24 protein-coding genes are annotated in these 22668 nt (G+C 71.3%); 19 read left to right on the top strand and 5 right to left on the bottom strand.

Annotated elements, in window-relative coordinates; translation table 11 throughout:
• Positions 1 to 140 precede the first annotated feature (140 nt).
• Entirely contained in the window at positions 141 to 1337 is a 1197-nt protein-coding gene (locus tag ACIA5G_RS21130; RefSeq protein WP_395925608.1) for a helix-turn-helix domain-containing protein, read from the top strand.
• Positions 1338 to 1599: 262 nt separating this feature from the next.
• Positions 1600 to 2310 carry a GNAT family N-acetyltransferase gene (locus ACIA5G_RS21125; RefSeq protein WP_395925606.1) on the top strand — a complete coding sequence of 237 codons (711 nt, stop codon included), beginning with the start codon at positions 1600 to 1602 and terminating at the stop codon, positions 2308 to 2310.
• Here ACIA5G_RS21125 and ACIA5G_RS21120 read toward each other — a convergent pair.
• Complete coding sequence (locus ACIA5G_RS21120; RefSeq protein ID WP_395925604.1) at positions 2200 to 2730, bottom strand: GtrA family protein; 531 nt, start codon at positions 2728 to 2730, stop codon at positions 2200 to 2202. The two genes, ACIA5G_RS21125 and ACIA5G_RS21120, sit on opposite strands and share 111 nt — an antisense overlap.
• A gap of 38 nt (positions 2731 to 2768) precedes the next feature.
• On the opposite strand from ACIA5G_RS21120, the gene ACIA5G_RS21115 reads away from it, so the two are divergent.
• Positions 2769 to 3362, top strand: coding sequence for a hypothetical protein (locus ACIA5G_RS21115; protein ID WP_395925602.1), 594 nt, complete (start codon positions 2769 to 2771; stop codon positions 3360 to 3362).
• On the opposite strand, the gene ACIA5G_RS21110 is transcribed toward ACIA5G_RS21115, so the two are convergent.
• Positions 3363 to 4556 carry a lipase family protein gene (locus ACIA5G_RS21110; protein ID WP_395925600.1) on the bottom strand — a complete coding sequence of 398 codons (1194 nt, stop codon included), beginning with the start codon at positions 4554 to 4556 and terminating at the stop codon, positions 3363 to 3365.
• Positions 4553 to 5116 carry a hypothetical protein gene (locus ACIA5G_RS21105; RefSeq protein WP_395925598.1) on the bottom strand — a complete coding sequence of 188 codons (564 nt, stop codon included), beginning with the start codon at positions 5114 to 5116 and terminating at the stop codon, positions 4553 to 4555. Before ACIA5G_RS21105 ends, ACIA5G_RS21110 begins: the two co-directional genes overlap by 4 nt.
• Before the next feature lie 335 nt (positions 5117 to 5451).
• On the opposite strand from ACIA5G_RS21105, the gene ACIA5G_RS21100 reads away from it, so the two are divergent.
• From ACIA5G_RS21100 to ACIA5G_RS21055, 10 genes are all read left to right on the top strand, one after another.
• Positions 5452 to 6681, top strand: coding sequence for a DUF6801 domain-containing protein (locus ACIA5G_RS21100; protein ID WP_395925596.1), 1230 nt, complete (start codon positions 5452 to 5454; stop codon positions 6679 to 6681).
• A 65-nt stretch (positions 6682 to 6746) separates the two neighbouring features.
• Positions 6747 to 7817, top strand: a complete 1071-nt coding sequence (locus ACIA5G_RS21095) for a DUF6801 domain-containing protein (protein ID WP_395925593.1) — start codon at positions 6747 to 6749, stop codon at positions 7815 to 7817.
• 105 nt (positions 7818 to 7922) lie between these two features.
• Positions 7923 to 9242, top strand: coding sequence for an MSMEG_0569 family flavin-dependent oxidoreductase (locus tag ACIA5G_RS21090; protein WP_395925591.1), 1320 nt, complete (start codon positions 7923 to 7925; stop codon positions 9240 to 9242).
• The gene (locus tag ACIA5G_RS21085) at positions 9242 to 10078 is read left to right on the top strand and encodes an amidohydrolase family protein (protein WP_395925589.1); all 837 of its coding nucleotides are present in this window, start codon (positions 9242 to 9244) and stop codon (positions 10076 to 10078) included. The genes ACIA5G_RS21090 and ACIA5G_RS21085 overlap by 1 nt, the downstream gene beginning before the upstream one ends.
• 4 nt (positions 10079 to 10082) lie before the next feature.
• On the top strand, positions 10083 to 10595 hold the full coding sequence (locus ACIA5G_RS21080) for an MSMEG_0572/Sll0783 family nitrogen starvation response protein (RefSeq protein WP_003073383.1): 513 nt from the start codon (positions 10083 to 10085) through the stop codon (positions 10593 to 10595).
• A gap of 10 nt (positions 10596 to 10605) precedes the next feature.
• A complete protein-coding gene (locus ACIA5G_RS21075; protein WP_395925587.1) occupies positions 10606 to 11676 on the top strand; it encodes an MSMEG_0568 family radical SAM protein in 1071 nt (356 codons plus the stop codon).
• Complete coding sequence (locus ACIA5G_RS21070) at positions 11676 to 13046, top strand: MSMEG_0567/sll0787 family protein (RefSeq protein WP_395925585.1); 1371 nt, start codon at positions 11676 to 11678, stop codon at positions 13044 to 13046. The genes ACIA5G_RS21075 and ACIA5G_RS21070 overlap by 1 nt, the downstream gene beginning before the upstream one ends.
• Entirely contained in the window at positions 13043 to 13873 is an 831-nt protein-coding gene (locus tag ACIA5G_RS21065) for a carbon-nitrogen hydrolase family protein (protein WP_395925583.1), read from the top strand. Before ACIA5G_RS21070 ends, ACIA5G_RS21065 begins: the two co-directional genes overlap by 4 nt.
• Entirely contained in the window at positions 13874 to 14704 is an 831-nt protein-coding gene (locus tag ACIA5G_RS21060) for a carbon-nitrogen hydrolase family protein (RefSeq protein WP_395925581.1), read from the top strand.
• The gene (locus tag ACIA5G_RS21055; RefSeq protein ID WP_395925579.1) at positions 14704 to 15783 is read left to right on the top strand and encodes an MSMEG_0565 family glycosyltransferase; all 1080 of its coding nucleotides are present in this window, start codon (positions 14704 to 14706) and stop codon (positions 15781 to 15783) included. The genes ACIA5G_RS21060 and ACIA5G_RS21055 overlap by 1 nt, the downstream gene beginning before the upstream one ends.
• Here ACIA5G_RS21055 and ACIA5G_RS21050 read toward each other — a convergent pair.
• Entirely contained in the window at positions 15770 to 16138 is a 369-nt protein-coding gene (locus ACIA5G_RS21050; protein WP_395925577.1) for a hypothetical protein, read from the bottom strand. The two genes, ACIA5G_RS21055 and ACIA5G_RS21050, sit on opposite strands and share 14 nt — an antisense overlap.
• Positions 16139 to 16332: 194 nt before the next feature.
• Here ACIA5G_RS21050 and ACIA5G_RS21045 point away from each other — a divergent pair, with 194 nt between their 5' ends.
• The 6 genes from ACIA5G_RS21045 to ACIA5G_RS21020 all read left to right on the top strand — a co-directional run bounded on the left by ACIA5G_RS21045 (position 16333) and on the right by ACIA5G_RS21020 (position 20996).
• Positions 16333 to 17526 (top strand): PP2C family protein-serine/threonine phosphatase, encoded by a 1194-nt coding sequence (locus ACIA5G_RS21045; protein ID WP_395925575.1) that lies wholly within the window; start codon positions 16333 to 16335, stop codon positions 17524 to 17526.
• Positions 17523 to 19058 carry an ATP-binding protein gene (locus ACIA5G_RS21040; RefSeq protein WP_395925573.1) on the top strand — a complete coding sequence of 512 codons (1536 nt, stop codon included), beginning with the start codon at positions 17523 to 17525 and terminating at the stop codon, positions 19056 to 19058. The genes ACIA5G_RS21045 and ACIA5G_RS21040 overlap by 4 nt, the downstream gene beginning before the upstream one ends.
• The gene (locus ACIA5G_RS21035; protein WP_395925571.1) at positions 19042 to 19482 is read left to right on the top strand and encodes a response regulator; all 441 of its coding nucleotides are present in this window, start codon (positions 19042 to 19044) and stop codon (positions 19480 to 19482) included. Before ACIA5G_RS21040 ends, ACIA5G_RS21035 begins: the two co-directional genes overlap by 17 nt.
• A 47-nt stretch (positions 19483 to 19529) precedes the next feature.
• The gene (locus ACIA5G_RS21030; RefSeq protein ID WP_395925569.1) at positions 19530 to 19889 is read left to right on the top strand and encodes an STAS domain-containing protein; all 360 of its coding nucleotides are present in this window, start codon (positions 19530 to 19532) and stop codon (positions 19887 to 19889) included.
• A 26-nt stretch (positions 19890 to 19915) separates the two neighbouring features.
• Positions 19916 to 20332 (top strand): ATP-binding protein, encoded by a 417-nt coding sequence (locus tag ACIA5G_RS21025; RefSeq protein WP_395925567.1) that lies wholly within the window; start codon positions 19916 to 19918, stop codon positions 20330 to 20332.
• An 85-nt stretch (positions 20333 to 20417) separates the two neighbouring features.
• Positions 20418 to 20996 carry a dihydrofolate reductase family protein gene (locus ACIA5G_RS21020; RefSeq protein WP_395925565.1) on the top strand — a complete coding sequence of 193 codons (579 nt, stop codon included), beginning with the start codon at positions 20418 to 20420 and terminating at the stop codon, positions 20994 to 20996.
• Between the two features lie 42 nt (positions 20997 to 21038).
• Here ACIA5G_RS21020 and ACIA5G_RS21015 read toward each other — a convergent pair whose 3' ends face one another.
• The gene (locus ACIA5G_RS21015) at positions 21039 to 22661 is read right to left on the bottom strand and encodes a phospholipase C (protein WP_395925563.1); all 1623 of its coding nucleotides are present in this window, start codon (positions 22659 to 22661) and stop codon (positions 21039 to 21041) included.
• Positions 22662 to 22668 lie beyond the last annotated feature (7 nt).

Here is a 22668-nt window from a genome sequence, read left to right as displayed (position 1 = left end):
TGAAAAATCAACGACTCCTTCCCTGAAAGGGTTACGTGAACACGTCCTTTTGACACGGACGGGTGTGGGTTCTACGCTCCGTGTCAGATGGTGGGGGCCATTTTTGCGATGTCAATTCCCGAGTGGAGGCCCGAATTCCGATGCGCGGTTCCGCTGCTTCGGACGGCTCCGTCTGGTCCCGGCTGCCGCACGAGCTGGGGGACGCGGTGCGCCCGCGGATCCCCGAGATCGCCCGGGCCTGCGTCGACGGCATCGCCGCCGAGATTCCGGAATATTCCCGGAGTTTCGGCCAGGGGCCCGCGCGCGTCACCGCGATCGAGCAGGCACGGCGCGGGATCGAGCGGGACATCGACCGCGTCGGCACCCCCGCGATGTGGCAATCCGACCGCCTGGCCGAGTTCCGCGGCCACGGGCGTGAGGCGTTCCACAATGGTCTCAGCCGCGAAGCGGTGCAGGCGGCCGTGCGTGTGTCGAGCCGGGTGACGTGGCGCTGGATCGCCGACGTCGCCCGGGAAGCGGGCCTGTCCGGCGACGTCCTGTACGGCGCGGCCGAGGGCATGTTCGCCGACGTCGAGACCTCGATGGCGGCGGTCGCCGAGGGGTACAGCGCGGCCGAAGCCGCGATGTCCGGCACCGGCGAACGCCACCGCCGCCTGTTACGCGCGCTGCTCGGCGGCCGCACACCGGCCGAAGTGGACGGTCTGGTCGCCGCGTCCGGCCTGCCGGTGCCCGAGCGTGTCGCCGCGGTGGCGTTCCGGGCCCTGCCGGGCGCCCCGGAGTTCCCCCCGGGCCTGCTGCCCGAGCACGTCCCGGCCGACCCGAGCGGCGACCCACCGTCGGCGCTGACACCGGCCCCCGACACGGACCTGGCGGCGCTGTCCGGTCTCCCGGCCGGCTGGACGGCGGCGGTCGGCCCGCTGGTCCCGCTGGTCCAGGCCCCCGAGTCGTTCCGCATCGCCCGCCGGGCGGTCGACCTGGCCGCCCGGGGCCTGCTGGACGTGCCGGGCCCGGTGGTCTGGTGCCGCGACCACGTGACGACGCTGCTGCTGCTCGCGGACGAGTTCCTGGTCGCCCAGCTCGCCGAGACGACGCTGGTCCCGCTGGCGGAGCTGTCCGGCCGGCGCCGGGAGCAGCTGGCCGAGACGCTGCTGGCGCTGGTCCAGACCCGGGGGAGCGCACCGGAGCTGGGCCGGCTGCTGGATCTGCACCCGCAGACGATCCGGGCGCGGCTGAAGAAGCTGGCTGAGCTGTTCGGTTCCCGCTTGGACGATCCGGCTGAGCGGCTGCGGCTGGAGCTGGCGTTGCTGGCGGAGCGGGCCCTGCCGGGCCGCGACTGACGCTGGCTTCCCTTGCTGGATTCCGGCAAAGTCGGTGGCCGGTTCGCGACGGGTCTGCTCTGGTGCGCCGAGTTGCCTGGTCGTTGGTGGTGGCGGGGTGCATGAGGTCTTGTTGTGGGCCGCGCGACTGAGCGGCAGCGGCGGCGGCAGCGGCGGCTGGCGGAGCGGGCCGGGCTGCGCACAAGTCCGGCGCGAGTGGCCTGGTCCACCCCGCTCGGATTGGCCCTGGGAGAAGGGCCAATCCCGCCTTAAGCTGCCCGACATGACCGGATTGCTCACCGAGCGCCTGCGGCAGGCTTCCGACAACGCCGTCGCGATGTGGTCCACCCTGGCCCGCGCTCGCGGTGATGCCGTTGTCGACCACTCCGCCTTCACCGTCATCGACGGCCGCCGGTTCCGGATCATGCTGCGGACCGCGACGCCCGGCGACGCCGAGAAAGCCGAGCTGATCAACCTCGCCCGGGCCAAGAAGAACCAAGGCCGGACCGTCGTGGTCGAAGACCCGTTCCGCGTGCTCGACCTCAGCGACGGCATGACCGCCGGGCAGTTGCCGGTCATGGTCCGCGAACCGGCGCCGGCGCCCGATCCCGGACAGGTCAGCCGCGTTGAAACACCCGCCGAGCTGGCGAGAGCGGAAGACGTCATCGTGCACGGCTTCCCGCTCGAGGAGTACCAGCCGCTCGAACCGGGAACCGTCTTCCCGCCGGCACTGCTTGCTCAAGCCGGTCCGGCCTTCTTCACCAAGGGTGACGCCGGTGCCTGCCTCACCATGGCGCATGGCGGTGTCGGCGGCGCTTACTGGGTCACGACGCTGCCCGAGCACCGCTCCCAAGGTGTCGGGCGGGCCCTGACGCACGCCGTCCTACGGCACTTCGAGGACCTGCCCGTCACGCTGACCGCCTCCCGGGCCGGGCGGCCTCTCTACGAGAAGCTCGGCTTTGTCAACCTCGGCGACGCGAACTGGTGGCGCTAGCGGGAACACCCAGCGCCGGTAGCCGAACCAGCGGAACGCCGTGCCCAGCAGAGTGCCCAGCACCATCCCCGCGACGAAGTCCGCGATCTCCTGCGCCAGGTAACCGACGTAGGGCTCCGACAGGTGCAGCACGTACCGCGACACCAGCGGCGGCACCAGGTTCACGGCCACCGCGCCCGCGTTCACCGCGAAGAACGCCGCCGCCTCGCGGAGCCGGTGGTGGCCGCCGCGACCGGCGAACGACCAGCGTCGCGACAGCAGGTACGCGAACGCCGTCGAGGTCACCGTCGCCACAAAGAGGGCCGTCACCGGCTTCTCTCGGAACACGGTGAGCTTCAGGCTGTAGTCGCCCAGTAGGGTGACCCCGTACGCGGCCAGGCCGACGACGGCGAAGCGGAGCAGCTCTCGCGGCTCAGGCATGGAAACTCCAGGTGACGCCGACAGGGTGGAGGTTTTCGATGGCACGCACGGGCGGTGAGGGTGAGCTCCCCTCGGTCGCCGAACTGGTGAACCTTTCGCAGACGAAACCGCTGATGATCCGCGGTGACCTCGACGCGATGCTCACCGGAGAACCCGCGCCCAGGCCCGAACCCAGGCCCGATCCCCTCGCCATCCTCGACGCCGAGCTGGCGGCCCCGGAACCGGAAGAGGAGCGTCCCCTCGACGCGCCGCCGGCCGAGTCCCGCAGCACGAAGCCGTACGTCCTCGCCGCGGGTGCGGCCGTCGCGCTCGGGCTGGCCGCCGTGGTGCTGTTCCAGCCGCACCAGGTCGGGGGCACCGCCGTGCCGCCGCCGGGGGCGAGTGCCCCGGCCCTGCCGCCCTCGAGCGAAGCGGTCGAGACGATGAGTGCTTCGGCCGCGCCGCCCCCGCTCACCGCCGAGGTGCGCGACTCCCCGGTGCGTCCCACCGGCGCGCCGGCCGCCGCGGGGCGCAAGCCCGCGCGCCCCACGACGACGTCGGCGCCGCCGGCCCGGGACCAGTGGCAGGAGTACGTGAGCTCGGTGATGAGCTCGTGGCAGCAGCAGCACCCGCACGGCCGGCCGAACCGCTGATCAGCAGTTCGACGTCGCCGGTTTGCCGGCGATCCGGTCCTTGACGAAGGCCAGCACGTCGGCGTTGCCGGTGTAGACCAGCGTGATGTGGTCGGTCGGGTAGGTCCGCCACGTCTCCTGGACCCCGGCCGCGCAGTACGCCTTGTGCAGACTGTCGGCCTGCGCGAACTGCACCAGCTGGTCACCGGTGGCGTGGTACTGGAACACCGGCACCTTCGGCGGGCTGCCGCCGAGCTTGTTCTCGTTCAGCCGCGCCACCCACGCGGGCTGGATGTACCCCGGGCTGGTCGTGTAGTCCGAGATCCTCTGGTTCGCGTACGTCGTGAGCAGCTCGAAGGTGCACGCGCTCTGCTTCATCTCGGCCAGCTTCGCGCGCCCGTTGTCACTGAGGAACGAGTCGAGCTTCAGCTCCGGGTAGGCCTGGTCGAGGCCGAGCAGGGCGTAGGCGAACACCCCGAACCCGGACTTGCCGTCGAGCTGCAGCGTCACCTGCACCAGGTCGGCCGGCACCCCGCCGGCCGTGATCCCGACGAGGTTCAGCTCCGGCGCGTACGTCGGCTGCAGCTCGCCGGCCCACGCCGCGGCGCCGCCACCTTGTGAGTAACCGCGGAAGACCACCTTCGACGACGCCGAGAGCCCGGCCGCGGTGAGCCGCTGGGCCGCGCGGACCCCGTCGAGCACCGCCGGGCCTTCCGACCGGCCCACGACGTAGGTCGTCTTCGGGCTGCTCTGGTAACCCTCGTAGTCCGGGACGGTGACCGCGTAACCCGCGTCGAGCAGGTCGTCGAGGCCGGGCTGCTCGTAGAACGCGCCGATGTTGATCATCGCCGACGGCGTGCAGCCGAACGCCGGGCCGTGCGTGCCGGGGTCGAACGAGACGATCGGCGCCGTCGCGCGGTCGGCGGTCTTCGGCACGAGCACGGTGCCGGTCACCGCGTCCGGCTGCCCGAGCGCGTTCGTCGACAGGTACATCACCTGCCACGCGTCGACCGACGCCTTGCGCGGGCCGGCGTTCGACGTCCGCCAGCGGATGACGTCGCCCGGCTTGCCCGCGGGCAGCGGCGAAGGCGGTGTGTAGAAGGAGTCGTCGAAGGGGCCGGTTCCGCCCGGCGGTGGTGCCGCCGAGGCCGCCGGGGCGAGCGCGGCGGCGAGGACCAGCGCCACCACGGCGGCGAGCAGCCGGCGGGCCGTCACGAGCCCGTCCCGTAGACGCGCTTGCAGGTCGCGGACTCGCTGAAGGCCAGGTTCAGCTCGGGGTTCGCCTTGAGGTCCTTGATCGGGCCTTCCGGGTCGGCGAGCTGGCCCATCGTCGTGTCGGCTTCGGAGATCACCTGGCGCAGGCTGCCCTGGTCGGTCACCTTCGCCTGCTCCATCTTGGTCTTCGTTTCGGCGATCTTGGTCCTGGTCTCGGTGAGGTTGCCGGTCGCCTTGTCCACAGCGGACTGTCCATCCGGGACGGGTGGGACGCCGGCGTCGCGCAGGCCGCCCGCCATGTCCTCGAGGGCGGATCCCAGGCGGCCCAGGAAGTCGACCATCGCGTCCCGGGTCTTCACCGGGTCGGCGTCGTCGACGGCGGGCGGCTGGGAGAGCTTCGCCGAGCCCGCGGCGACGCCGGTGCACACCTTGTCGACCCACGCGAGCGCCGCGGGATCGGCGTGCCGGCCGGGGTCGGCGGGGGCGTCCGAGCCGCACGCGGCGCACGACAGAAGCGCGGCCGCCGACATCACGAGCACCGCGCTGTGCATTCTTTTCATGGGTTTCGAGGCTACGCAGCACGGTTGCCGCCGAGCAAGGAGAGAATAGCCGGTTGGCACCTGCGTCAACATTCCCCGGCAGGTGTTTGTCACGTGCGTCAGCGGTTCGGTGATGCCGCTGTGCTGGGGAAACCTTCCCCGCCCTGCTAGGAACCCGGGCCCGGTGGCGTGCCGGTGTGACAATTTGCCGCGTCGGTGCGCCCTTTTTGCGAAAAGCCCTTGATCGGTGCCGTCGGCGCTCGTTAGCTTACTGCTCGGTAGCGATTTCCGGCCGGTGTCGATTCCTGGAAAGTACGCGCCGTTTCGTATCACTGTTGATACACGGAAGGACCATCGTGAGTCACCCAAGAGGCAAGAAGAAGACGGTCGCGGCCGCCGCGGCCGTGGGCGCGGTGGGGCTGATCGCCACCGCACTCGTCGTCGGGGCGCAGGCCAGCGCCGCCGACCCGATTTCGCTGACGCTGAACTACCACTGCACGCTGCCGCTGGTGGGTTCGCAGTCGTTGAAGGTGGTGATCAACACCGACCTGCCGACCACGGTGAACACCGGGCAGGCCACCGGTGCGTTCGACATCAAGGCCGTGTCCACCATCAACGCGGACACCGTCGCCGGCCTCAGCCTGATCGGCGCCACCACGATCGAGGGCACCGCGACCGCCGCGGCGACCGTCGCCGCGCCGAGCCTCAACCTGCCGGTCAACGTCCCGATCACGCTGGACAAGACGAACATCCCGGCTTCGGGTGAGCTGAACATCAACGCGGCCGGCAAGACGCCGTCGCTGACGTTCACCCAGCCCGGCCAGGCGAAGATCACCGTCGGCGACCTGAACCTCAAGGTCACCCCGCGCAAGGCCGACGGCTCGGTCACCGGCATCACCCCGGACGGCACGATCGACGCGCCCTGCACGCAGGACGCCGGCCAGAACAACACCCTGGCCACGATCACCATCAACGGCGGTGGCGGGACGACCCCGCCGACCACCACCCCGCCGACGACCACACCCCCGACCACCACCCCGCCGACGACGACGGCCCCGCCCACGACCACGCCCCCGGGTGGCGGGATCAAGTACTCGTTCGGCATCACCGGGTCGACGTCGCTGAAGGCGCTCGGCAGCACCGCGCCGATCAAGGGCTCGTTCGACGCCGACGTCAACCTGTCGGCGAAGACCTTCGTCGGCGACCTGAAGCTGGACCCGACGCACACCGAGTTCAAGCTCCTCGGCTTCCTGCCGGGCAGCTCGGACGTCAAGGTCGTGCAGAACGGCCCGCAGACCGGTGAGCTGGTGGGCACCGGCTTCAAGGCGCACATCAAGTTCGACACGTTCCTCACCACGGTCAACCTGTTCGGCATCCCGATCAGCACCGACCCGAAGTGCGGCACGGTCACCCCGTCGACCAGCGAGATGACCACCGGTCCCGACTTCGATCTGCTCAAGGGCGGCAAGCTGTCGGGCACCTACGCGTTGTCGGCGCTGCAGAACTGCGGCGCGTTCAACGACTACATCAGCGCGTTCGCCAAGAGTGACGGCAACTCGCTGGACCTCGTGCTCGCCAAGAAGTAGCCCGAACTGCCGGCCCCCGTCGCGCTGCGGCGGGGGCCGGCGCCATGCCCCGGAAGGGAGAGCCCGTGCCGAAAACCCGGTTGCTGCTCGCGGCGGGCCTCGCCTGCCTCGGGCTGCCGTTCGCCGTCCCGTCGACGGCGGCGGCGTCGACGCCGATCGACAAGGAGCTGAGCTTCACCTGCCCGTTCCCGTTGATCGGCAAGCAGAAGCTGGCCGTCGAGGTCAAGGCGGCGTTCGAGGTGCCGTCGGCGCCGGGCGGCACGTTCACCACGTCGGACCTGACGGTCTCGGTGACCGTGCCCGACAAGTCCACGCGCGGCCTGGCCCTGGTCGGCGCGGCGAGCATCGAAGGGACGGCGTCCGCAGGGGTGACGCTGGCCAACGGCTCGTTGACCCTCCCGCTGAACCTGCCGCTGACCGTGGCGAAGACGGCGGTGCCGCCGTCGGGGGCGTTCACCACGCGGGCGACCGGCTCGGTCCCGCCGGTGCAGCTGCCGAACGCGGGCCGGACGACGCTGACCATCGGTGACTTCAGCACCCGCCTCACGCCGAAGAAGGCCGACGGCTCGTTCACCGGGCTGGGCTCGTTCACCTCGGACTGCACGCTCGACCCGGGTCAGGACCCGGTGCTGCTGAGCTTCGACCTCGGCAGCTCGCAGACCGAGCACCGCTACGGCGTGACGGGGTCGACGGCGGTGAAGGCACTGGGCGCGACCGCACCGCTCACGGGGTCGTTCGCGGCCGGCCCGGAGTTCGGCCCGGCGTTCGACCGGACGCGGGCGGAGTTCAAGGTGTTCGGGTTTGTGCCCGGCAGTGCCGACCTGCAGTTCACCCCGGACGGCCCGCAGACCGGTGAGCTCGACGGTGACGGTTTTGCCGTGCACACGAACCTCTCGCTGACACTGCCGCAAGTGACGCTTTTCGGGGTGCCGCTTGCCGACGCGGGCTGCCGCGCGAGCACGCCGATCCCGGTCGACCTGCGGACGGGCGGCGGCTTCGCGCTCGCCACGGGCGGCCCGGTCAGCGGTGCGTACACGATCCCGCCGCTGACCGGGTGCGGTGCGTTCACCACGTACCTGAGCTCGCTCTTCCAGGGGGACGGCAACACGTTCAGCCTGGTGCTGACCGCGCGCTGAGTGTTAAGCGCACGCCAGGAGAAGCGTTACCCTCACGCGCCCTCGTAACACGCCGATGTTCCGGATGAAACCGTCCGGAAATCGTTCGCCGGTGCACTGATCGGCATGAACTTCGAGCTCGACGGCCTGCACCGGCCGGTGATCGTGGTCGGCGGCGGCCAGGCGGGACTGTCGATGTCCCACTGCCTGACCACCGCCGGGGTCGGGCACCTGGTGCTCGAACGCGAGCGCGCGGGGCACGAATGGCGGACCCGCCGCTGGGACAGTTTCTGCCTGGTCACGCCGAATTGGCAGTGCCGGCTCCCCGGTTTCCCCTATCCGGGTGACGATCCGGACGGCTTCATGGTCCGGGACGAGATCGTCGCCTACCTCGAGTCGTACGTGAAGGACTTCGACGTCCCGCTGTGCGAGGGTGTCGAAGCGACGCGGCTGCGGCAGCTGCCCGGCGGCGGGTTCCGGCTGACGACGTCGGCCGGCGAGCTGACCGCCGACCACGTGGTGCTGGCCACCGGCCCGTACCAGGTGCCGTTGAAGCCGCGGCTGGCCGAGCGGCTGCCGGAGGGCGTCGTCCAGCTGCACTCGGCCGAGTACCGCAACCCCGCGCAGCTGCCGGACGGCGAGGTCCTGGTGGTCGGCACCGGGCAGTCCGGTTGCCAGATCGCCGAGGACCTGCACCTCGCCGGACGTCGGGTGCACCTCGCCGTCGGGTCGGCGCCGCGGGTGGCCCGGCGGTACCGCGGCCGGGACGTCGTCGCGTGGCTCGACGAAATGGGTTACTACGCCCGGGGAATCGACGAGTTCGCCGACGCGGACGCCGTGCGGTTCCGGGCCAACCACTACGTCACGGGACGCGACGGCGGGCACGACATCGACCTGCGCGCGTTCGCCGCGGAGGGCATGCAGCTCTACGGCAGGCTCACCGGAGTCCGAAGTGGACAGTTGTCGTTCGCGGACGACCTGCGCCGCAACCTCGACGCGGCGGACGCCGTTTCCGAAGGCATCAAGGACTCGATCGACGGGTTCATCACCGAGCAGGGGATCCCGGCGCCGCGGGAGGAGCGGTACAAGCCCGTCTGGGAGCCCGCCGACGGTCCGCGCGAACTCGACGTGGAAGCGCTTTCGGCAGTCGTCTGGAGCACCGGCTTCGGGCGGGACCACCGCTGGATCGACGTCCCGGTCTTCGACGGCAAGGGCTACCCGACGCACCACCGTGGCGTCACGAGCTGCCCCGGCCTGTACTTCCTCGGCCTGCCCTGGCAGCACACCTGGGGGTCCGGGCGGTTCTGCGGTGTCGCCGCCGACGCGGAATACCTTGCGCGGCGGATCACCGGCGGCGGCCGCGGTGACGTCCGGTGGCTCTCCGGCACGCCGGTGAGCACGTACCCGGCCGACGACGACTGGGTCGCACCCCGGACGGTGGCCTGATGCGCTGGACCAACGACGCCCACCGGCACCTGGGTGTGCTCCCGGCGTACCCGTTCTACGGCGGGCCGCCGGTCGCGCCCGCCATCGGCAGCCGCGCGACGATCGGCGAACTGCTGTCCGATTTGGACCGCGAGGGCACCGAACGCGCTTTGGTGATCCCGAACTACGGCATTCCCGATCCGGCGATCGCGTTCTCCTTCAACGCACTCTGCGTCGAGGCGGCGGGCAAGGACGACCGGATCAGCGCCGCGTTGTGGGTGTCGCCGCGAGCCGAAGACGCCGACCGCACCGATGAAGCCTTGAAGCTCGCGGGCGAGAACGGCGTCCGGGCGTTGAAGCTCAGCTTCCTGCTGGGCGGCAAGGCCTCCGACCCCACATGCAAGCCGCAGCTCGACAAGATCTTCGCCACCGCGCGAGAACACGACCTCGTGGTGCACGTCCACACCTCGCCCGGCGCGGCGTCGGACATCGACGAGGTCGGCAAGCTCGTCGACGCCTACGCCGACGACGTCAAGCTGCACCTCGTCCACTTCGGCGGCGGGATGAGCGGGCACATCAAGCTGGTCGGCGGCCGCTTCTTCGACTGGATCGCCGCCGGGAAGCAGGTCTACACGGACCTGTCCTGGGCGATCGGCTTCACGCCTCGCTGGCTCGTCGAGGAGATCTCACGCCGGGGCCTCGGCCACGACCGCGTGCTGTTCGCCTCCGACGAACCGTGGGGCGATCACGAGGGCGAACTCGCCAAGCTGGCCGCCGCGGCCGGCGACGGCGAGCTCGCCGACCTGGTTTTCCGCGGCACGTTCGACGTGCTGTACGGACCGAAGAAAGGGAAATAGACCGATGGCAGAGCTGACCGAGACCGAGAAGACCAGCCTCGACGAGATCCCGCACCCGTCGCTGCCGCAGGGCTCCAACCTGTACGGCGGGACCAAGGTCTTCCCGGACTACCAGGCCGAACCCGGCCAGAGCTACTTCACCCTGGTGCACGGCATCGCGCACGAGTCGTCGGTGAGCTTCGTCGCGATCCTGCAGGCGACCCGCGCGCTGCGGAAGGGCTTCGAAGCCGCGATCTACTTCTACGGCCCGGGTTCGCTGAACTGCCTGGCCACCCGCGGCTTCCCGACCACCGGCAACGCCGCGTTCCCCGGTGAGCTGAACATCAACGACCAGCTCAAGACGTTCATCAGCGAGGGCGGCAAGGCCTACTGCTGCCGCTTCGGCCTGTCACTGCACGGCGCGCGCGAGGAGGACCTCATCGAGGGCGTCATCCCGACGCACCCCCTCGACGTGCAGGACGCGCTGATCCACTACGCGCGCAAGGGCGCGATCATCAACTCCACCTACATGTTCTAGGGAGCGGTCCGTGCGCGTTGGCATCGAAGAAGATCTGGACATCCGCGCCGACATCGCCGTCCGCGGGGTGCGGGTGGACGCACCCGTACAACGCAGCAAGGGCGCCGGGCCGAGCGACGACGGCCACCTGGTGGTCGACGGTGCCAACGCCACGCTGCCGCTGAACCCCTCGAGCCCGTACGTGGTCCGGGACGGGCGCATCTTCCGCGAGACGATCGACCTGGGCCTGAGCGTCGCCCCGGTCGACCGGCCGCGGTTCTACGAACTGTCCACGACGGACGGTGTGCCGTACCGGAAGATCGCGCTGCTGCACGGCAAAGACGTCCTCGCGACAACGGTCGTGCAGACGTGCATCCGGTACACCGAGGACCAGCGCTGCCGGTTCTGCACCATCGAGGAGTCGCTGCGGGCGGGGTCCACGGTGGCTGCAAAGACCCCGCAGCAGCTCGCGGAGGTCGCCGAAGCGGCGGTCCGGCTCGACGGCGTCCGGCAGATGGTGATGACCACCGGCACGACCTCCGGGCCCGACCGCGGCGCCCGGCACCTCGTGCGCTGCGTCCGGGCGGTGCTCGACGCCGTGCCGGGCCTGCCGATCCAGGTGCAGATCGAGCCGCCGGGCGAGCTCGGTGTCCTCCAGGACCTGCGGGACGCCGGGGCGACGTCGATCGGCATCCACGTCGAGTCCCTGGACGACGACATCCGGCGACGCTGGATGCCGGGCAAATCCACCGTGCCGATGGCGGAGTACGAAGCCGCGTGGGCGGAAGCGGTCCGGGTGTTCGGCCGCAACCGCGTCTCGACGTACCTGCTGATCGGGCTCGGCGAGGACCCGGACTCCCTGGTGGAGGGGGCCGGGCGGCTGATCGACATGGGCGTCTACCCGTTCGCCGTGCCGATGCGGCCGATGGTCGGCACGCTGGCCCGGCGGGACGGCGCAACTGCGCCTTCGCCCGCCTTGGTCGCCGACGTCACCGCCCGGATCGCCGCTCTGCTGCGGGCCGCCGGGATGACCGGCGCCGACCAGGGTGCGGGTTGTGCCGCGTGTGGCGCCTGCGGTCTGCTCAGCGCGGCGGGTGGCTGATGGACCACGACATCCTCGTGTTGCTGGGTGACGTCCGCAGTGTCGCGGCGCGCCCGGCCTTCAGCATCGGCGAAGCCGACCACAGTGGACTGACGGCGTACCGCGCGTTGCGGCACGAAGCCTTCGTGGCAAGGCAAGGACTCTTCGCCGGACACGACCTCGACGACCACGACACCGATCCCCGCACCCTCGTCCTGGTCGCCCGGGACGCGTCAGGCGAAGTACGAGGCGGTGTCCGGCTCGGCCCGGCCACCGACGGTCCGGACCTCGGGTGGTGGAAGGGCGGACGGTTGGTCGTCGCGCCCGGGTCACCGCCCGGGATCGGCTCGGCCCTGGTCCGCGCGGCCTGCGCGCGAGCCGAAGCCGAGGGCGCGCTGCGGTTCGAGGCGACCGTTCAGACGCGCACCGAGCGGCTGTTCACCCGGCTCGGCTGGCAACGCGTGCGACCGGTGACCGTCGCCGGGCACGACCACGTGCTGATGCGCCGGCCGATCGGCCGGATCGCGGCGCTGGCCCGCTCGACCAAGGCCGCGCTCGGCCCGCTGCTGCGCGGAATGACCGGGGTACCAGGCTTTGTCGGCGACGACGGCGTTCCGCTGCCCGGCACCGACGTCGTTGCGGCCTGCGACGCGATCATCCCGTCGATGGTCGAGCGCGACCCGGAATGGGCGGGCTGGTGCTCGGTGCTGGTCAACCTCAACGACCTCGCCGCGATGGGCGCCACTCCCACCGGGTTGCTCGACGCGCTGGGTGCGCGTGATGCGTCGTTCGCGGCCCGTGTCCTCAGTGGACTGCGGAAGGCGAGTGAGGCGTACGGCGTGCCGGTGCTCGGCGGGCACACCCAGTTCGGCGTCCCGGCATCCCTGTCGGTGACGGCCTTGGGGCGCACCGAAGACCCGGTGCCCGGTGGCGGCGGCAAGCCCGGTGAGCGCGTCTGGCTCACGGCCGACGTCAGCGGCGACTGGCGGCCGGGTTACACCGGACGGCAGTGGGACTCGACGAGCTTCCGCCGCACACCCGAGCTGCGTGAACTGCTCGGCTCGGTCGCGAAAGCCCGGCCGAACGCGGCCAAGGACGTCTCGATGGCCGGGATCGCGGGCACCCTCGGCATGCTCGCCGAGGCGTCCGGCTGCGGCGCGGTACTGGATGTCGAGAAGGTGCCGCGGCCGCGCGGAGCGTCCACAGGGGACTGGCTGACCTGCTTCCCCGGCTTCGCGATGCTCACGGCCGGCAGGCCCGCGCCCGCGGGGCCGGCGGTCACCGCGGACTGCGGCGAACTGGTCGCGGGCACCGGCGTCACGCTGCGCTGGCCCGACGGCGAAACGACGCCCGCCATCGACGGCGGCGTCACCGGATTGGGGAACTCATGACCACACTCAGGATGGCCGCGGTTGCCGCGCCGTTCGACCGCGACCTCGAAGGCGACTTCGCGCGCATCGAGAAGCTGATCGGCGAGGCGAAGGCCGAGGGCGTGCGGCTGCTGGCGCTGCCGGAAGCCTGCCTCGGCGGCTACCTCGCCAACCTCGACGGTGACGCCGAAGGCCCGCCCGCGCTGGCGCTCGACGGGCCCGAGCTGAAGCGGCTGGCCGCGCTGGCGGGAGACCTCGTCGTCACGGCGGGGTACTGCGAAATCGCCGGCGGCCGCCGGTACAACTCCGCGGTCTGCGTCACCGGTGACGGTGTCCTCGGCAACCACCGCAAGGTCCACCAGCCGCTGGCCGAAAACGCCAGTTACGGCGCCGGCCGCGGGTTCGCCGCGTTCGACACGCCGGTCGGGCGCCTCGGCATGATGATCTGTTACGACAAGGCTTTCCCCGAATCCGCGCGGGCCCTCGCGCTCGACGGCGCCGAGGTCGTCGTCTGCATGTCAGCCTGGCCCGGCAGCCGGACCAACCCGGCCGCCGACCTCGCCGAGGACCGCTGGAAACGCCGGTTCGACCTCTTCGACCGGGCCCGCGCGCTGGAGAACCAGATCGTCTGGCTCTCGGCCAACCAGTCGGGCACCTTCGGCGACCTGCGGTTCGTCGCCGGCGCGAAGATCGTCGACCCCGGCGGTGAGATCGTCGCCGACACCGGGGTCGCGGAAGGCATGGCGATCGCCGAGTTCGACGTCCAGGCGGCGCTGGCCACGGCGCGGCGGTCGATGGGGCACCTGGCGGACAGACGACCGGACGCCTACCCGGTTAGTGTCCCGTGAATGGGGCAGATCCGGCTCGCCGCCGTCGCCGCGCACTTCGGCCGCGACCTCGACTTCGACCTGCAGCGCATCGCGACGCTGATCGACCACGCACGCTCGTCGGGCGCGGCGTTGCTGGTGCTGCCGGACGCGGCGCTCGGCGGTTACCTCGCCGACCTGCGCCATCCGGACCCGGAAGCGCTCCCGCCGGCCCTCGACCCCGACGGCCCGGAGCTGAAGACCGTCCGGTCGCTGGCCGCGGAGATGGTCGTCTGCGTCGGCTACTGCGAAGCCGACGGGCCGCGCCGCTACAACTCCGCGGTCTGCGTCACCGGTGACGGTGTGCTCGGCCGGCACCGCAAGGTCCACCAGCCGCCGGGGGAGAGCATCGCCTACGAACCGGGTGACGCCTTCGCCGCGTTCGACACGCCGGTCGGACGGCTGGGCATGCTGATCGACTACGACAAGACGTTCCCCGAGTCGGCCCGATCCTTGGCGGTCGACGGCGCGGACATCGTCGCCTGCCTGAGCGCGTGGCCGACCAGCATCACCAACCGCGCGCCGCGGATGGCCCAGGACCGCCAGTCGCGCCTGTTCGACCTCTACGACCAGGCGCGGGCCGCGGAGAACCAGGTGGTGCTCGTGTCGTCCAACCAGACCGGCGCGATGGGCGGCATGCGGTTCCTCGGCCAGGCCAAGGTTGTCGGGCCGGGCGGCGAGATCCTCGCGCGGACCTGGTCCAAGGCGGGCATCGCGGTCGCCGAGCTGGACGTCGAGCAGGAACTCGCGAACGCCCGCCGGGTGCTGCACCACCTGGGGGAACGGAAACCGTCGGTGTACCGGGAGGCCTGATGCGCATCGCCCTGCTGAGCTACTCGACCAAGCCCCGCGGCGGGGTGGTGCACACGCTCGCGCTGGCCGAAGCCCTCGCGGCGCTCGGCGAGGACGTCACGGTCTGGACGCTCGGCCGCGGCGGCGACGCGGGGTTCTTCCGGCCGGTCGACCCACGGGTGCGGCTGGCGATCGTCCCCTTCCCGGACGTCCCCGGCGAGAGTGTCGGCGAGCGGATCCTGCGGTCGATCGCCGTGTTGCGTGCGGCGTTCACCCCGGACGCGTACGACGTCGTGCACGCGCAGGACTGCATCAGCGCGAACGCCGTCGACCGCTGTGTCCGGACCATCCACCACCTGGACACCTTCACCACGCCGGAGCTGGCCGCCTGCCACGAACGTGCGATCGTCCGGCCGTACGCGCACCTCTGCGTGTCCGCCTCGGTCGCGGCGGAGGTCCGGGACGGCTGGGGCATCGAGGCGACGGTCATCCCCAACGGCGTCGACTACGACCGCTTCGCGAGCGCTCGCCCGGATACCGGCCGAGGACGTTATGTGCTGGCGGTGGGCGGGATCGAGCCGCGCAAGGGCTCGCTGGACCTGCTGGAGGCGTACGCGCTGCTGGCCGAGCCGGACGTCCGCCTGGTCATCGCGGGCGGCGAGACCCTCTTCGACTACCGCGACTACCGCACCCGCTGGGAGAAACGCGCCGCCGAGCTGGGTGTCGAACCGGAGGTGCTGGGCCCGGTCGCGCACGACGAGCTGCCGTCGCTGATGGCGGCCGCGGCGGTGTTCGCCTTCCCGTCGACCAAGGAGGGTTTCGGGCTGGCCGCGATGGAGGCCCTCGCGGCCGGGGTCCCGGTGGTGACTCGCGACCTGCCGGTGCTGCGTGAGGTCTTCGGCGGAGTTGCCCGCTTCGCCGCTGACGCGCCCGGCTTCGCACACGAGCTGCGCGCCGCGATGGCGGGTACGGACCCGGAGCCGGGCCGGGCGCTGGCCCGGCGCTACACCTGGCCGGCGGCCGCCGAGGCGCACCGCGTCTTCTACCAGGGCCTGCCGGGCTCTCACACCATCCACAGTGGACGGCTCAGCGGCGCTTGAGCAGCAGGACGTAACCCACGACCGAGAGGACCAGCGCGGCCAGGAAGAACGCGCCGTGCAGGAAGTCGCTCTCGACGACGTCCCCGGCCAGCTGCAGCACGAGGTCCACGACGCCGAGCGCGCCGACGACCGCCAGCGTCACGTGTGCCGCCGTCACCCCGCGGTGGACGGCGTAAACCAGTGTTGCCCACAGCGCCGTGACCAGCACGTACGCGAGCAGCGCGACCGGGACCGGGACGGCGGCCTCCAGCTCGGTCGGCTGCCCCAGCAGGCGGCTGAGCACCGAACCGAGGAACCAGCAGGCCGTCGCGCCCCACCAGGCGAGGGCGGCGCGCGGCGCCGGGGTCCGGGACATGGCCGGAGCGTAGGACCGGTGCGGCCGGTCGCGGCACGGTCACGAGCCGAACCGTTACCCACCCGGTGTCCGGCCGGGTGCTATAAATCGCTACCTCGTGGGACCGGTTCCACGGGCGTAGGCGGCCGCCGCCGGTGCCGCTAGGGTGATCGTCAGGAATGTGCTGGCCAAGGCAGCCGAACGGGGAGACGCCGGTGACCGCCGCGCACGACTCAACGTGGGACCCCGGTACCCGCCTGCGCGTGCTGCTGATCGAGGACGACGACGGCGACGCGCTGCTGGTGGAGGAGATGCTGGCGGACACGTCCGTGCCCTTCTCGCTCGAACGTGTCGAAACGCTGGGCGCCGCGCTGGCCGGCCCGCTCACCGCCGACTGCGTCGTGCTCGACCTGCAGCTGCCCGACGCCGTCGGCCTCGGCGGGCTGACCCGGCTCGGCCAGCACGCCCCCGGGGTCGCGGTGGTCGTCCTGACCGGGCAGCACGACCAGGCGACCGGCGTCGCCGCGGTCGCCGCCGGCGCGCAGGACTACCTCGTCAAGGACCAGGTGGACGGCCCGCTGCTGGTCAAGGCCCTGCGCTTCGCCCGCGAACGCAAGCGCGCCGAGCAGGTCGAGCAGCAGTTCCTGCAGCAGCAGCTGCTCGCCCGCGAGAACGCGCGGCTCGAGCGCGGCCTGCTGCCCGTCCCGCTGCTGCGCGACCCGCACCTCGACCTGGCGTCCCGCTACCGGCCGGGCCGCAACGGCTCCCTGCTCGGCGGCGACTTCTACGACGCGGTCGAGCTCGCCGACGGCACCGTCCACATGATGATCGGCGACGTCTGCGGCCACGGCCCGGACGAGGCCGCGCTGGGTGTCGCGCTGCGGATCGCGTGGCGCTCGCTGGTGATGGCCGGCCTGCCGATGGCCGACGTGCTGAGCATGGTCGAGCGGGTCCTGGTGCACGAGCGGATCGAGCCGCTGTTCGCGACCGTGTGCATGGTCGTCATCGCGCCGGACCGCAGATCCCTGCGCCTGTCACTCGCCGGGCACCTGCCGCCGCTGCTGCTCACCCCGGGGGACGGGCACCTGCTCTCCGGCGAACGCCTCGGCGTCCCGCTCGGCGTGGTCGAAGGGACGAAGTGGGAGGCCCTGGACGTGCCGCTGGACCTGGGGTGGTCCCTGCTGCTGTACACCGACGGCGTGTTCGAGGGCCGGGTCGGCGCCGGGTCCGAGCGGCTGGGCCACGAGCGGATGGCGGCCATCGTGCTGGAGATCAAGCACGAGACCGGGCTCGAGGGCACGGCCCTGCTCGACGAGCTGATCGCCCGCGCCGAACGGCTCAACTCCGGCCCGCTCGACGACGACGTCGCCCTCGCGCTGCTCTGCCACGACCCGGAAGGCGGCCGATGAGCGCCGACGCACGCGGCTGGCCCATCCGCCGCTGGCTGACCCTGTTCACCGTCGCCCAGGTGGCGCTGCTGCTCGCCGCGCTGGCGGGCGGCGGGATCGCGCTCAGCAACCTCACCGACGCCCGCAACCGCCTCCTGGACGTCATCGGGCCGCAGCGGCTCGCCGCGATCCAGCTGTCCACCGCGCTGCTGAACCAGGAAACCGGTGTCCGCGGTTACCAGCTCGGCCGGCAGCCGGCCTTCCTCACCCCGTACACCGACGGCGTCCGCGCCCAGGCCACCGCCGTCGCGCAGCTGCGGGAGCTCGGCGCCGTGCCGGGCACCCAGATCGGCGACGACCTCGAGGCCGTCCAGCGGGCGGCCACCACGTGGCAGGCCGCGGCGGCGCCCACGATCGCGCCCGGCGCGGCCCCGGTGACCCAGGCGCAGGTCCAGCGCGCCCGGACCCTGTTCGACTCGGTGCGCTCGGCGCTCGACACCCAGCTCGCCCACCTCGGCGCGATCCGCGACGCCGGGCGTGCCGACCTGGACGCCGCGGGGAGCTTCCTGACCGCGATGCTCGTGGCCGTCGCCGTGCTGGTCGTGCTGCTGTTCCTGGTGCTGTTCCTCGGCCTGCGCCGGGTCATCACCCGGCCGATCCTGCAGCTGGCCGGCGAGGTCCGCCAGGTCGCCGACCAGGACGTCCACCGCCCGGTGCACGGGAGCGGGCCGCAGGAGATCGCCCAGCTCGGCGCCGACGTCGAGGCCATGCGGCAGCGCATCCTCGACGAGGTCGCCGAGCTCGAGCGGGCGCACGCGATGCTGGACCGCCGGACGCGCGAGCTGGAGCGGTCGAACGCCGACCTGGAGCAGTTCGCCTACGTCGCGTCGCACGACCTGCAGGAGCCGCTGCGGAAGGTGGCGAGCTTCTGCCAGCTGCTGCAGAAGCGCTACCAGGGTCTGCTCGACGAGCGCGGCGAGCAGTACATCGAGTACGCCGTCGACGGCGCGAAGCGGATGCAGGTCCTGATCAACGATCTCCTGGCGTTCTCGCGGGTCGGGCGCAAGCCGGGTGACCACGTCGTGGTCGAGGCGGGCCGGCTGGTCGACGACGCGGTCGCGAACCTGGACGTGGCGCTCTCGCTGAGCGCCGGCAAGGTCGACCACGGCGAGCTGCCCGAGGTGCGGGTCGAGCCGGCGCTGATGACGGCCGTGTTCCAGAACCTGATCGGCAACTCGCTGAAGTTCAAGGGCGAGACGCCGCCCGAGGTGCAGGTCGCCGCCGAGCGCGACGGCGACGACTGGATGTTTTCGGTGTCGGACAACGGGATCGGCATCGAGGCGGAATACGCCGAACGGGTCTTCGCGCTGTTCCAGCGGCTGCACACGCGCAACGCGTACCCGGGCACCGGCATCGGCCTGGCGATGTGCCGCCGGATCGTCGAGCACCACGGCGGCCGGATCTGGCTCGACACCGAGGCCGAGCGCACGACGTTCCGCTTCACCCTCCCGGCGACCGAGAACACTGTGGGGACGCATGACGCAGGCAGCTGACCCGATCGACATCCTGCTGGTCGAGGACGACCCCGGCGACGTGCTGATGACGCAGGAAGCGTTCGAGCACCACAAGATCCGCAACGCCCTGCACGTCGCGAGCGACGGCGTCGAGGCGCTCGAGTTCCTCAACCGCGAAGGGCGTTTCAAGGCGGCGCCGCGGCCGGGGCTGATCCTGCTCGACCTCAACCTGCCCCGCAAGGACGGCCGCGAGCTGCTCGGCGAGATCAAGCAGAACCCGGAGCTGCGCACGATCCCGGTGGTCGTGCTGACCACGTCGGAGGCGGAGGAGGACATCCTGCGCAGCTACGACCTGCACGCCAACGCTTACGTCGCCAAGCCGGTCGACTTCGAGAAGTTCGTCGAGGTGATCCGGAAGATCGACGACTTCTGGGTCACCGTCGTCAAGCTCCCGCACCGGTAGCGGCCGGCGTTGGCGCGGCGGCGGTGATTGGGGCACGATAAGGGGCCGTGACCTCTTCATCACGGGATCTTCCCGCCACCGAGCTGACGGTCACGCTCGACTGGCGGGGCCGGGCCGCGGTGCTGTGCGTGGCGGGGGAGATCGACCTGCTCAGCGCCCCGGAGTTCGAAGACGTCGTCGGCGTGGTGCTGGCCGACGAGCCGGAGATACTGGTGGTCGACCTGCACGCGGTGACGTTCTTCTGCTCGGCGGGCCTGCAGGTGCTCGCCGCGGCGCACCGCAAGTTGGCCGACCGCGCGCTGCGGGTGGTGAGCGACTCGCCGGTGACGTCGGGGCCGCTGAAGACCACCGGGCTCGACACGTGGATCGGCATCCACCCGACGGTCGACGAAGCGCTCGCCCGGTGACGGCCCCCGGAGAAAGGCGAGGCCCGATGCCCGAGCCCGTGGGCCCGTTCCGTGGCCGTGGTGTGCAGGCCACTCCCGAGCAGCTGCGGCGGCTGCGGCACGAGCTGATGGCCTGGGTGCTGGCGGCCGGTGTCGACCCGGCGCGGGCCGGGGACATCGTCCTGGCGAGCTACGAGGCGCTCGCGAACGTGGCGGACCACGCGTACGACGGGGCCGGGCCGGGGTTGGTCGACCTGGACGCGTCGGTGCTCGACGACCGGATCGAGGTGGTGATCACCGACCACGGCCAGTGGCGCACACCGGTGCCGGACCCGCGGCCGGTTTCGCTGCGCGGGCGCGGGTTGATGCTGGTCCGGGCGAGTGCGGACCGGGCCGACATCTTCTCGGGTGCCGAGGGGACGGTCGTGACCCTGGCCTGGGACCTGGACCCCGTCCGGCCCTGAGCCGGAAACTTTTTTGCGGTGGGTGTCGGACGGCGGCGAGCCCGTTCGTGGTCGAGGTGAGAGACCCCGATCCGAGGAGGACACCATGACCGCGGCCTACACCTTCGACGTCTTCTGCAGCCTCGACGGCTTCGGCTCCCACACCGGCGACTGGGGTGGCTACTGGGGCAAGCAGGGCCCGGAGTTCCTCGAGCACCGCCTCGCGACCTACCGCGACGAGCAGCGGATGGTCTTCGGCGCCACCACGTTCCGGGAAAACATCGAGATGCTGGGGCCGGACGTCGAAGACGCCGAGGCCCGGGACCCGTGGGTCGCCCGGATGCGGAACCTGCCGGCCACGGTGGTGTCGAGCACGCTGCGCGAGCCGCTCCACTGGCCGGACGCGACCGTCGTGAGCGGCGACCCCGTCGACATCGTCGCCCGGCTCAAGAAGGAGTCCGGAGTGCCGCTGCGCTCGCACGGCAGCCTGACGCTGAACTGGGCGCTGCTGGCCGCCGGCCTCGTCGACCGCGTGCAGGTGACGGTGTTCCCGGTGATCACCGGGAACACCGGAGCGGGCCCGGTCTTCGGCGGCGCCGCCGACTTCGACCTCGAGCTGCTCGAGAGCCACACGTTCGACGGCCGTATCCAGGAGCTCGTCTACCGGCCCACCCGGCACGGCTGACTCCGGGCGGGTCCGGCCCGTGCCGGACCCGCCCGGCCGGGCTCAGTGGTGCGTCACCGCGCCGGTCTTCGGGTCGAGCGGCAGCTTCGCGGCCCGCGGCCACCAGAAGTCGAACATGCCCGACAGCGAGTTCGCCCGGGCGTCGAACGACGAGTCGCCGATCCGGCCGGCGAACCAGTTGTCCTCGATGAACTTCAGCACCGAGGTCTGGTCCGTCAGCGTGTGGTCGACGTGGTTCACCTTGCTGTACGGCGAAATCACCAGCAGCGGCAGGCGCGGGCCGTAACCACAACGGTCCGCGTAGCCGCCTTGGGTGGTCGGCTTCCCGGTGCACACCGCCTGGTCCTGCGCGGCGTCGTGCGAACCGTTGACGACCTTCGACGAAACGTGGTCGTACCAGCCGTCGGAGTCGTCGTAGGCCAGCACGATCGCCGTCGACCGCCACTCCGGCGACTGCTGGATCTTGTTGATCTCGCCGACCACGAACTGCTGCTCGTCCAGCGGGTCGGAGTAGCCCGCGTGGCCGTCCTGGTACTCCGGGGCCTTCAGGAAGCTCACCGCGGGCATCGAGCCGGCGCGCAGCGCGTCGTCGAAGTCCGAGGTGTCGTACTGGTGGTTGGCGCGGTCGGTCTGGCCGATCGCCTGCACCGACGACGGCGCGACGTGCTTCGGGTTCGCCGTCGACCGGTAGTACTGGAACGGCTCGTGGTGCGGGCTGTAGTCCACCGCCGCGTTGCCGCCCACGTTCGTGTGCGTCTGGCCGCAGACCGCGTAGCCGTTCGCTTCGCCGGTGGGCCGGAAGCCGCCCTGGAACCAGCCCCAGGTCACGTGCCGCTGGTTCAGCAGGTCACCGATGTTGCGGCCGTGCATCGTGGCCAGGTTGTCCTTGCTCGTGTGGTTCTTGTCCGAGCAGTCGTCCCAGGCCGGGTCCGGGTCGTTGATCATCGTGCCGATGCCGTTCGCGTCCGGCGACTGCACGGTGTAGGCGTCGCTGACCGGCTCGTGCGTCACCGGGTCGACCGCCTGGACGCCGTGGGTGTTGCCCGAGATCAGGTCGATCGCGCCCGGGCTGGACGGGCCGAACACCGTGTTGAACGAGTTGTCGTTCAGCGCGTAGTGCTGCGCGTAGTTCCACATGCCGGTGACGGTGTTGCCGTCGTAGTAGTCCATCACCAGGCCGGGCTCGCCGAACAGCACCGGCTGGCCGGTGCACTTGTCCGTCTCGGTCTTCTCGACGAACTTGTCCATCTTGCCGCCGTTGAAGGCGGCCTGCTCGGCGCCGTAGTTGTGGTTCTGGTCGCAGGTCAGCGCCTGCTCGTGCGTGAGCCGCTTCGGGTCGTACGCGTTCGGGTTGTCCGTCAGCAGCTTGTGGTCCAGGCCGTTGACCTTCGGGGTGTTGTGCGCGGCCTGGAACGGGGTGCCGTCCGTGTTCGCCGCGTCCGGGTAGGTGCCGAAGTAGTGGTCGAACGAGATGTTCTCGCCGAAGATGACCACGACGTGCTTGATCGGCGTCGAGGTCGGGATCCAGTGCGCGGGGAACAGGTTCAGCGGCTGGGCTTCCGCGGTGCTCGCCGCGGAACCGGTGACGACGGCCAGCGCGGCGACCGAGGCGAGGGCCCCGGCGCCGAGCAGGCCGCGTCGCCGGCGGCGGATTCTCGTGTCCACAGTGGAT

Source organism: Amycolatopsis sp. NPDC051758 (assembly GCF_044453095.1).
In the GTDB taxonomy this organism is placed as follows: domain Bacteria; phylum Actinomycetota; class Actinomycetes; order Mycobacteriales; family Pseudonocardiaceae; genus Amycolatopsis.
Note: the sequence above shows the minus strand (reverse complement) of the source record. Positions and strands in the feature narration are given on the sequence as shown.